11 protein-coding genes are annotated in these 10,891 nt (G+C 45.7%); 8 read left to right on the top strand and 3 right to left on the bottom strand.

The features are described from left to right. Positions 1–44 precede the first annotated feature (44 nt). A complete protein-coding gene (locus U5R06_18275) occupies positions 45–260 on the bottom strand; it encodes a GyrI-like domain-containing protein (protein ID MDZ7724695.1) in 216 nt (71 codons plus the stop codon). Between the two features lie 171 nt (positions 261–431). Here U5R06_18275 and U5R06_18270 point away from each other — a divergent pair, with 171 nt between their 5' ends. The 4 genes from U5R06_18270 (at position 432) to gpmA (ending at position 4,500) form a co-directional block, all read left to right on the top strand. After that, the gene (locus U5R06_18270; protein MDZ7724694.1) at positions 432–794 is read left to right on the top strand and encodes a hypothetical protein; all 363 of its coding nucleotides are present in this window, start codon (positions 432–434) and stop codon (positions 792–794) included. After that, complete coding sequence (locus U5R06_18265; GenBank protein MDZ7724693.1) at positions 734–1,381, top strand: transposase; 648 nt, start codon at positions 734–736, stop codon at positions 1,379–1,381. Before U5R06_18270 ends, U5R06_18265 begins: the two co-directional genes overlap by 61 nt. A 961-nt stretch (positions 1,382–2,342) precedes the next feature. After that, the gene (locus U5R06_18260; GenBank protein ID MDZ7724692.1) at positions 2,343–3,677 is read left to right on the top strand and encodes an FAD-dependent oxidoreductase; all 1,335 of its coding nucleotides are present in this window, start codon (positions 2,343–2,345) and stop codon (positions 3,675–3,677) included. A gap of 76 nt (positions 3,678–3,753) precedes the next feature. Next, positions 3,754–4,500 carry a 2,3-diphosphoglycerate-dependent phosphoglycerate mutase gene (gpmA, locus tag U5R06_18255; GenBank protein MDZ7724691.1) on the top strand — a complete coding sequence of 249 codons (747 nt, stop codon included), beginning with the start codon at positions 3,754–3,756 and terminating at the stop codon, positions 4,498–4,500. Positions 4,501–4,677: 177 nt separating this feature from the next. Here the strand turns inward: gpmA and U5R06_18250 are convergent, their stop codons facing one another. Continuing rightward, entirely contained in the window at positions 4,678–6,732 is a 2,055-nt protein-coding gene (locus U5R06_18250) for a T9SS type A sorting domain-containing protein (GenBank protein ID MDZ7724690.1), read from the bottom strand. A 354-nt stretch (positions 6,733–7,086) separates the two neighbouring features. Between U5R06_18250 and U5R06_18245 the strand changes: the two genes are divergently transcribed. The 3 genes from U5R06_18245 to U5R06_18235 are packed head-to-tail and all read left to right on the top strand — an operon-like array spanning position 7,087 to position 9,122. Continuing rightward, complete coding sequence (locus U5R06_18245) at positions 7,087–8,403, top strand: Gfo/Idh/MocA family oxidoreductase (GenBank protein MDZ7724689.1); 1,317 nt, start codon at positions 7,087–7,089, stop codon at positions 8,401–8,403. 58 nt (positions 8,404–8,461) lie between these two features. Then, positions 8,462–8,839, top strand: a complete 378-nt coding sequence (locus U5R06_18240; GenBank protein MDZ7724688.1) for a DUF1080 domain-containing protein — start codon at positions 8,462–8,464, stop codon at positions 8,837–8,839. Continuing rightward, entirely contained in the window at positions 8,817–9,122 is a 306-nt protein-coding gene (locus U5R06_18235) for a DUF1080 domain-containing protein (GenBank protein ID MDZ7724687.1), read from the top strand. Before U5R06_18240 ends, U5R06_18235 begins: the two co-directional genes overlap by 23 nt. A 16-nt stretch (positions 9,123–9,138) precedes the next feature. On the opposite strand, the gene U5R06_18230 is transcribed toward U5R06_18235, so the two are convergent. Then, positions 9,139–10,410 (bottom strand): hypothetical protein, encoded by a 1,272-nt coding sequence (locus U5R06_18230; GenBank protein ID MDZ7724686.1) that lies wholly within the window; start codon positions 10,408–10,410, stop codon positions 9,139–9,141. A 269-nt stretch (positions 10,411–10,679) separates the two neighbouring features. On the opposite strand from U5R06_18230, the gene U5R06_18225 reads away from it, so the two are divergent. Then, on the top strand, positions 10,680–10,865 hold the full coding sequence (locus U5R06_18225; protein ID MDZ7724685.1) for a hypothetical protein: 186 nt from the start codon (positions 10,680–10,682) through the stop codon (positions 10,863–10,865). Positions 10,866–10,891 lie beyond the last annotated feature (26 nt).

The following is a 10,891-nucleotide window of genomic DNA, read 5'->3' as shown; positions in this document are numbered from 1 at the left end:
ACCTGTCACTTTAGAATCAATATCGACGCTCAGTCTTTTGACGGTTACAGCGGCGCCACGGGACCAAAAATATCAATCACATGCTTGCCTTCCGGGTGTTCATGGCAGTTGGTTTTGCAGACTTTAAAACAAGGACCTTCAGCCGGCTGATAACCGCTCTCCGGCATCCATTCGCCGAACAGGGTGTTCCAGGCAGCGCCGAATCCGTCCGTGTGGATTTCAAAATGCCCGATAGCGTATTTCCCGCCCGGCATCGTCATCAGAGGTGCTCTGTCGACTATCTTCTTGCACATCAAGAAATTATTTTTTAAACCTAAATTGAGCGGTTTTTAAAAAAATAAAAAACCTTTTGGGTTTATAATAGTTTGTTATTATTTTAGTTGTGTAACCAATAAAAAGAATAACAACAAAACCCAAAAGGTAGCCATAATATGCAGAAAAAAACCGATACAACGCAACCTAAAATATCAAAAATTGAGATCACAAAAGATAAAATTAGCGGTCGTGGTGGTCTGTTGTTTTTTCTTAGATATATTGACCAAATTCGATTCTATTCTCTATTTGAAAACGTTTTTAGCTTTTTAAAAGGCTCTTCTAAAGGACTGGGATACCGTCAGTTTGTCAAACAGCTTTTTGCTTGGTTTATTGATGGTACGGATATGTCAATCTGTTCTTTTGATCGTCAAAAAACGATGAAGCCTATGCTGCCGTGCTCGAAAATCGCCCGGAACAAATGGCAACATCCCATCAAATCAAAAGGATGTTTCGCAAGTTCAGTTTTGTTGGGCAAATGATATTTCGGTCTCTTTTGTTGGAGATGTTTATTTGGCGACTTATTATTGAACAACCCAAAGAAGTTATTCTTTTTGGTGACAGCGTAGTTTTCGACAATGACGGCGCTAAAAAGCGTGAAGGCTCAAATGTGACCTATAAAAATAAAAAAGGATTCCAGCCTATGCAAATTAGTTGGGGGCCTTATGTTGTTGATGCGCTGTTCCGAGCCGGAGATGTTCATTGTAATCATGGCAGCGACTTTATAAAGTCAGTGGGGCGTCTGGTCAAAGCTATTCGACGTCGCTATAAAGATGTTCCAATCATTCTGCTAACAGACAGTGGTTTTATGGATGACCAGAACTTTCGGTTCTTTGAACAACGCCTTGGTATTCATTATGTTTGTGCCGGGAAATATATAACGATATTAAACAATATGTTAACAATCTTAGTTATGATGCTTTTCGTTCTTATAGACAGACATGGACTTTTGTCGAATTTGCTAATCGCCTCAAATCATGGAAGACATTTCGCCGTTGTATTTTTACCTCTCAGAAAGCTGAGGAAAATGGTCAACTCTTATTTGATTTTGCACAACCGGATTCAGTAATCTATACCAATATAGGCCGAAACAGTGAGCTGGATGAAAAACTAATCAATGCTGGTAGTGGCAATTATCTCAAGGCCGAAAAGATTATCGAGTTAAACCACAGTCGAGGTAGAGCTGAATTAGTACACCGATCACAGAAAGAATTTGCTGGAAGAGAACAGTTACCATTTAAGCGTTTCGGTATGAATAGAGTTTTTTACTATTTGATGATCATCAGCCATTTTCTTTTTGAAGCATATAAAAGGGACATCCCCTGTGAAGCAGTACCAGTTACCGCTTACCCCAATACCTTTCGTCGGATCATGATTGATTTTGCAGCCAAAATTGTGACAACAGGCGGAAAAATTATACTAAGGGTAACACAGACAGTCTATGATTCCCTGAAGATTTTAAAATTATGGTCATTCATTGAGGAGTATGAACCCGCATTTGTGACGTAAAACATAATAAAAATTAATCGTATTAAAGAGCTAAACAATGGGAGAAGTATGCCGTTACACTGATAATTCTCTGACTTTAATGAAAAATCAGTTCAAAAAGCAAGGTTGATTGCGTAATAAGAAGTTATTTCAGATGAAAACAAATAGAAAAAGACGGCACCGGCAACATTTTGCGCCGGTTTTATTTGGTGCCCTTATAAATCGATCAATTTAGGTTAAATTTATAATGTGAGTGTGGTGATAACACGATGATTTATCGTAAAATTCACCGGTCAAGCCTGTTAAATGTTATCAGGACATAAAACAGTGTCGATTCATTCGATTGCACTGTTTGCAATTATTTTGATGATTTTTGCACCTGCTCCCGATTATGATCAAGCAGAACATGTATATGCAGTCTGGCAAATGGCTCGCGGACTGTTGTCCGGTATTGGCTATGGCTTGGGTTTTCATTGTCTCCCCATTATTATCCGCTGCTGTTGGTTGTTCTCTTTCTATACTACTTGTACAGGACCAAAAATATGACCATACATGAAAAAGCCGATATTTCGATTTTAGGCGGCGGCGCTGCAGGACTCGCTGTCGGTTATTATGCTGCAAAAGCGGGTAAATCGTTCACGATTTTTGAGGCCGAGTCCAGGGTGGGAGGGCTATGTAAAACAAATTCTTTCGGTCCATTTTATTATGATTTGGGCGCTCACCGTCAACATGGCAAAGATTCATCTGTAATTCATGAAATGAAAAGCATATTGGGATCAAATCTATCCGCGATTGATTTGCCGAGCCAAATCTATCTGGACGGTCAGTATTATAATTTCCCACTGTCTCCCATCAATTTGATGAAACGTTTGGGGATCGTAGATACTTTGAATGCCGCGGCAGAGTTTTTACGAGTCCGGTTTCAAAAGCAATATTTAGATGATAGCTTTGAATCGTTTGCTGTTTATCGGTACGGGAAATATATTGCCAAACAGTTTCTGTTAAATTATTCTGAAAAGCTATGGGGTTTGCCTGCTTGTCAATTGTCAACGGATATCAGCGGAAAGCGGCTGGAGGGATTGTCGTTATCTTCGTTTATCATTGAAAGCTTGACCACCTCGAAAATCAAGGCCAGGCATTTAGACGGTACGTTCTATTACCCGGAACAGGGATTCGGACAAATCACGGAAAAGCTGGCAGAATATATCGACACGGCATCAATTAGACTGAACACCCGGGGTACACGAGACGCGCTTCACGATGATCATCGGATTCATACCCTTGAGATTAATGGTGAACAAAAAATACAGACCGGAACGGTTGTCAGCAAATTGCCATTGCCGGATATCCTGAACAAGCTCAATCCGTCTCCCCCTCCCGATATACTCGACTTTTCCAGACGACTGAGATATCGCAGTCTGATCCTTTTTGTGTTTTTAATCAATCAGCCCTCTGTTACAACTTGCGGTACGGTATATTTCCCGGATTCAACCGTTCCCTTTACAAGGATTTCTGAACCTAAAAATTGTAGTGTATACATGGCGCCCCGCAATCAAACGTCCCTGCTGATAAAAGTCCCCTGGAATCAGGATACTGTTTTATCCAAAACAGTAAAAGTTGAATTGATTTCAGAGATACAATTGCAACTGAAAAAATTGAGATGGGTAAAGCCAAAACATATTATTGATGTACACGTTCAGCGTCTGAATTACGCTTATCCACTGCTGGAACTCGGTTATGAAAAAAAACTCAAAGAAATCGAGCAGTATCTTGGACGCTTTACCAATTTGAGACGGAACGGACGCAGCAGCTTGTTCCAATATATTCACTTTCATGATGTCATGGCAAGGGGAAGAGAGATCGCCCGGGAGCTTTAGTCTGTTAAAGTGGAATTCCCGTCCACGAGTTCACGTTCTTGTATTAAACAATGTAACTTGTGAATGAGGAGAAAAAATGTATAAACTCGTACTTTTGCGGCATGGTTTGTCTGATTGGAATCTGGAAAACCGGTTTACCGGTTGGCATGATGTGGATTTGGCTGAAAAGGGTAAATCCGAAGCGCGCAAAGCCGCTGAATCGCTGAAGGACAGGGGATTTCAATTTGATATTGCTTATACATCGCTGCTCAAACGCGCAATTCGTACGTTATGGATCGTTATGGATGAGCTGAATCAGATGTGGATTCCGGTGATCCGCGACTGGCGTCTGAACGAACGCCATTACGGCGCGTTGCAGGGTTTGAACAAAGCGGAAACCGCAGCTGAACACGGTGAGGACCAGGTGCTGCAGTGGCGGCGCAGCTATGATGTGCGGCCGCCAGCCCTAAATGAATCGGATGAGCGGTTTCCCGGACATGATCCGCGCTACGCGGAGATTGACCGTTCCCGGCTGCCGAAAACAGAATGCCTCAAGGATACGGTACAGCGGGTGATCGAGTACTGGGACGAACGGATTGTACCGGACATCCGGGCCGGAAAACGTCTGATTATTGCTGCACATGGGAACAGTCTGCGGGCGCTGGTGAAATATCTGAATCAGCTAAACGATGATGAAATTGTCAAACTTAATATCCCGACAGGCATTCCATTGGTCTATGAACTGGATGATGCCTTAAAGCCCATGCGTCATTATTATCTGGCTGAAGAATCAGAGCTGCAGCAGGCCATAAACTCGGTGGCCAAACAGGGCAAAGCAAAATAATGATCCGAACTGCATTATGGGGATCCTGACTTGAACAGTTATTGATTCTGGTTAAAAATCAGGTATGTGTAAAACGGCTAAAATAATTTCCGCTAATTTCTTTTTCAATCGGGCAGTAAAGAAAAAAACAGGTGGGTGGATAAAAAAACGGGCGGCCATAAGCCGCCCGTTATGATTTCAGCGCAAAATTGTCAGTTTTTTCATGGCAGCCTGACTGGCGCTTTTGATTTGATAAAAATAGATACCGGACGCCAGATCATCCGCTGAGAGTTGTATCTTGTGTGCGCCCGATTCCAGTCGTCCGAGGTCGCGGGACTGTACGAGTTGTCCCTGCAGGTTGTATAACCTGAAATCAACCTGTTCTTCACGCTCCAGATTGAACCGGATTAGCGTGGATGAGTTAAAGGGGTTCGGATGATTCTGTAACAATTGAAAGGCCGTATAGGACTGAAGCTGTACTTCTTTGGCCTCTGTAAACGTAAAAGCGCCATCAGTATCCAGCTGTTTGAGACGATACAGCAAGGTTCCGCTGCCCGGTTGTTCATCCACATAGCTGTATTCATGCGGACTGTTGCTGGTGCCGTGGCCTCTGACAATATCCAGAGTGTTCCAGTCGGGATTGTCAGCTTTGACGGCTTTCTGAATAGCAAAGCCATAATTTTTGGATTCCGATTCCGTGCTCCATGCCAGGTATACCTGTCCATTCCGGACCGCTGCATCAAATGATGCCAGTTCCACCGGTATGGTTTCCCGAATATAAATGGGAAGCGGCGGTGATGTGGACGTGGCGCCGGCCGGATCTGTGACGCGTAGTCGAATCAGATGCGGGCCCGCATTGACATATTGATTGATATGCGAGTTTTTATCTGAGGGCTGGGTATCAAAGATCAGATCACTGTCAAAATCCCATTCATACAGGAGTTGATTGTTATTGTGATCCGGGTCCGAGCTCAAGTTGGCGTAAAATTCCACACGGTTGCCGTTCTCCAGCGTCGGGCGGAACGGGGTCCACAAAAAACTCGGATAAGGGGCGCGATTCTGACCGTTTGTCGGTGCAAATTGGATTTCCTCTATCGTCAGATTTCCCTCTTTATCATAGGCCCACATTTCAAAGGTTGTGGAATCACCGGTTTCATAATCGTATATTTCGATGGTACCCTTTGCTGATGTGCCATTGAGTTTCTTTTCACCTTTGCGGAAAAAATCATTGTAAAGGAACATACACGACAATCCGTTCGGATCGTCAATAAAGTATTCAAACACCAGTTTGCCGTTGATGGGCGAGGTGTTCCGCACTTTGCCGATGACATTCGGGCCTTCATTGTCGCCCAGCGACAAGTTAAAATAGTGACTGACATCCAGGCGCAATGCCGCGCCCCAGGATAACAAACTGGCTTCGTTCGGGTAGCGGTTCGGATAAAACGCGGAACGCACACTGCGGTATGAACTGGACATCAGATGCCCGAATGCGTAAAGATCAATCCGATCGTCATGCGGCAGTCCAAAGGCGTGACCCAAAGCATGCAGAATAGCGCCCATGTTCAGGGACGTCACTTTACTCACGGTACTGCCCCAATGAACGGGAAATTTTGCCGGATAGGGACCGAGTCCGGGAATAATTTTTCCGTTGATAAAGCTGTCATCATTCATGCCATTCAGACCCATTACGGCCAACGCATCGCTGCCGATCATGGCAATGCCGGCATCCCGGCCGTCAAGCCCGCCGCTGCCGTAGGCAAAACTCCCGTCCACACTGCCGTCTGAATTCTGGACGTGTATTTCCGGTATCAACAACCACACCTGACGTTCCGTGCTCACGTTATATCCTGCGGCGCGGGCTGCCTGAATGGTGCGGTCCCACACGTTTTGGCGCAAATAAGCCGCTGTTTTATCAACCTCTATGATGTTGACCGTGGGGGCGAGGGCGCTGCCCTTTTCAAATTCAAAGGTTTTAGACGCGAACCCATACAACGCCATCTGTTCCTGGTACCAGGCCTGAGCCTGTCGGATTACCCGTTGCAGTGTTTCAACACTTTTTTGCTGGGGAGAACGGTCTGAGGGAATGACATCTCCGATCCGCACGATGGGACGCGTGTAAATGAACTCGCTCGCCTTATGCTGTTGAAAGGACGGCGTGTCATCGTGAAGCAGATTGTAACTGAATGCCGGCGCTGAAAAAAGCATGCATACGATACCAAGGTATACAATCAAAATATAATTAGCCTTTTTCATGATGTACCTTCCTTTTGCTATTGAGTATATGCCTTTTTTTATATAACACTTGAAATCAAGTTTAGCTTCCCGATCTGAAAAAAAGATTATCAGGTTCTCTGCCTGGAAAATATTCGTAAAATGCTGCAAAATACAAGCCAATTCTTTGATAAATAGAATTTTATCAGTGTGTTTCCCCCTTTTTTACATGTTTTGTACGGAATCAAGAAATTGGCAGCCGACGGATATAGAGAGTTTCGCTGCGACGGGGTTCGGATAGCAAAAAACCTTTTTTTAAAGTCTATTATTTGTGTATATTGATGTTGTTTATTTATTACTTTTTGTTATGAAATACTGTTCAAAAAAGGAGTGGTTATGGGAGTATTGAGCAGGCGCAGTTTTATAAAAGGTTCCGCAGCCGCTGCTATGATTGTCCCCGCCTCTGTGCTCGGCGGTGCAAAGCACACGGCTCCCAGTGAAAAATTATATCTGGCCGGTGTAGGGATCGGCGGAGTGGGTAAAAATTATATCAAGAATGTCAGCAGCGAAACTATTGTTGCACTTTGCGATGTCGATAGCGAATTTGCCAAACCGGTATTCGAGGCCTATCCGGATGCGCGCCGGTTTGCGGATTTTCGGGAAATGCTGGACAGCATGCCGGAAATTGACGGCGTGGTCATCGGGACTCCTGATCATACGCACGCGGTTGTGGCAATGGAATCTATTCGCTTAAATAAACATGTCTATTGCGCCAAACCGCTCACCCGAACTGTTCATGAATCCAGGCTCCTGACTCGTGCTGCCTCGGAATCCGGGGTCGCCACACAGATGAGTATTCAGACAAACGCTTCGGAGGACCATCGTATACTCGCTGAATGGATTCAGGACGGCGCCATCGGTGATGTGCGTGAGGCACATCTATGGTCGAACCGGCCCATATGGCCGCAGGGTATTGAGCGGCCCGAGGCCATACCCTCCTGTCCGCCCTATCTGGACTGGAACTTGTGGATCGGGCCGGCCCCGTATCGGCATTACCATCCCGATTATCATCCATTTAATTTTCGCGGTTGGTATGATTTTGGCGCGGGAGCGCTTGGAGATATGGGCTGTCATCAGTTCGATCCGGTGATCAAAGCTTTGAAATTGGGATTTCCGGAGAGTATTTATGCGAGTTCCACAGCTTTATTTGAAGAAACGTTTCCCAAAGCGTCGATTATTTACTATAATTTTCCCGCCCGTGACGGAATGCCACCGGTCGAGTTGACCTGGTATGACGGCGGCTTGAAACCGGAGCGGCCGGAAGTTTTAGAGGCTGAACGCAAGTTTGGCGACTGGAATGGCGGCATTTTGTTTATTGGAAACAAGGGCACCATACTCAGCAGTGCGGTCGGACGCCATCCCCGTATTATTCCTGAAAGTAAAATGCAGGCCTATACACGCCCCCCCAAAACCCTTTCCCGCTCCGTCGGCCATTATCGGGAATGGATTGATGCCTGTAAAGGCGGAGAACCGGCCGGTGCGCAGTTTGGTTATGGCGGCCCCTTGACAGAGGTAGTCTTGCTGGGCAATATTGCCGTTCGCCGACAAAAACGGCTGGACTGGGATGCCGATTCCGGTCAGTTTATTAATGATCCGGAGGCCAACAACCTGCTGAAAGAACCCTATCATAACGGCTGGTCGCTGCAAAGCTAATTTAATAAAGGCCGAGTACGTCCGGCGCAAGTGAATTTAAGATAAAGGAGGATGTTGTATGAATATTAAAAATATCAGTACAGGTTCAGTCTTGATGTTGGGGGTGTTTCTGATTTTGTCCGGCTGTGCGCCGGAACAGCAGACTGAAAAGCACATGCTGTGGAACGGCAAAGATTTCAGCGGCTGGACATTTTATCTGGCGGATGATAGCGTTACTGCGGAAAATGTGTGGTCTGTTACGGACAGTTCTATCCTCTGCAAGGGGCAGCCGAATGGATATATGCGTACGGATTCAGCCTATTCAAACTATAAACTGAATGTGGAATGGCGCTGGCTGGATGAACCCAGCAACAGCGGTGTGCTGCTGCATATACAGGCGAAGACAAGGTCTGGCCGAATTGTATCGAATGCCAGTGCAGGCCGGAAACGCGGGTGATATTATTCTGATTGGACCATCCAGTGTTACGCAGGCTGATTCGGTGATCAGGAACGAACAGGGCTTTGACAAGGCGCCGCGCTTCGAGGAGAGCAGTGAAAATCCTGAGGGTGAGTGGAATACCTATTCTATCGTATGCGACAGCGCGGAAATGACCGTGCGTGTGAATGGTGTGCTGCAGAACAGTGTGACGGACGTGTCCTTTATCAGTGGTCCCATTGGTTTTCAAAGCGAAGGTTCAGCAATCGAGTTCCGTAATCTCTATATTGAACCGCTGAACTAGTCTGCAACGCTCCGCTTTATATGCGGAGCGTTTTTTTCAAGACTATCAAATCAATTTGCCGAACAGTGATGCGTAATACGGGGCGTGCTTGGATTTCATGGCCTGCAACACTGAAAAACGAAACGGCGAATGGTTTAAGGGTGCGCACGTAGGGAGCTGTGAACCGGTCACAGGCAAAGCCCGCTGCTTCCAGCAGCATGAGCTGAATGCTGATTTGCATGAGTTGCACGTACATCGGGGTATCTTTCCCGGGAAAGCCGTAATCTTTGCTCAAAACGGTCTCGCCGAAATTAAATGTCTGTGTGGTAATGGCATCCAGACCTGTGTGTTCGGACTCGAGCGTAAAAAGAGATTGTTGACCGGACTGGGCATCCTGATTGACATCCTGCAGGTCATCGAGAAGCTGCAGATAGGCGCCATAGCCGAACATAAACCGTTCCTGGTCATAACTCAGATTACCGGCCACCAGATATCCGTCGGCCACAACAGAAGTGCCTCCTTTTTCCAGACTGATGCGCAGGATTTGATCCTCCGGCAGCAAATCGGATTGCAGGAGCAGGACGCTTTTTGTCTGTGCCTGATGAATGGCCAGCAGGCTTTCAAATACCCGGGGAAATTGCCGGCGGTCGTATTCACTTTCGATCATTTCCACCAAGGTATAAATTTTTTCCTCATGTTGGTTGAGCGCAAAGAACCGGAAACCGGCCAGGCGCTGCGCAAACCGGTTATTAAACTGCTGTTTCACCGGCAGCGGGTTGGTAATCATGACATAATTATCCGTGTAGGGATACAGCAGACTGTAGGCAAGCATAGAGTCTGTGAGACGAACCGGCAAATTCAGCATGAGCTGCAGTCCGTTCATGATCCAGACATTGCGGCAAGCCTGGAAAAGGTCTGCGGATGACAGTAAAGCGTCAAAGGTTCTGGCTTTACGGATAAACAGTTCCGTTGAAGCTTTGCAGTCCGGTGACAGGATCAGGTCCAGGCTGGGGGCATCAATGTCCAGGCCCGAGCGGAATAAAGAATGGACTTTGGCAAACAGGTCCTTCTGTACGCTTTTTTCTTCGATTCGATTCGCTACGTCCTCAGTCTGGATCTGTGTGATAAACTGTCGCAGCAGAGCTTCTCTTCGCTGCTGGTCACTTTTCTTATAGAGTCGGATGAGGGGCAGACAGTGACGCGCTGAGCGGTGCCAGGTGTTTTGAAACTCATTAACCTGTTGCTCAACATGCTTGCAAAGCGAGGTTTTTTGAAACAAAGAAACCGGCAAAATGAAAGGCTGTGCCATGTTGTTCTCCAGTGTAATTCTATCAGAATATACGAATATTGTATAGATTGTTTCTCTAAATCATGTTGTTTTTGTCTGTTTTTACAGATTCTGGAACAGCTGTCCTGTATTTCCGTAAAAGAACTGCCGTGTTTGTCCTGTAGAATATTTCTGTCCGGAGCAAACAAGATTGGTGAAATTCTGAATTTAGTGTACCCGCAAGTATTACTTGATTTCATTTGAAAAAAATCGCATATTAATAGTTTAGAATATTTACTTGAGAGACTAAAATGTTAAGATTACTTTTACTGGGTGTGGGATTATATTTTGTCGGTAAAATTGTTTCTGGTTTGTTCAAACCGCCAGAACCGCCCGTTGAGGTGCATGGAAAAGGCAAAGAGGATCCGCTGAATGTGCGCGATGAGGATATCGAAGACGTTCGTTTTGTGGATGACGAAACCAAAGACCGCTCCTGAACCGGCTATCACACCCCCATTCAAAA

The organism is candidate division KSB1 bacterium (genome assembly GCA_034521575.1).
Classification (GTDB): Bacteria; Zhuqueibacterota; Zhuqueibacteria; order Residuimicrobiales; family Krinioviventaceae; genus JAXHMJ01.
Note: the sequence above shows the minus strand (reverse complement) of the source record. Positions and strands in the feature narration are given on the sequence as shown.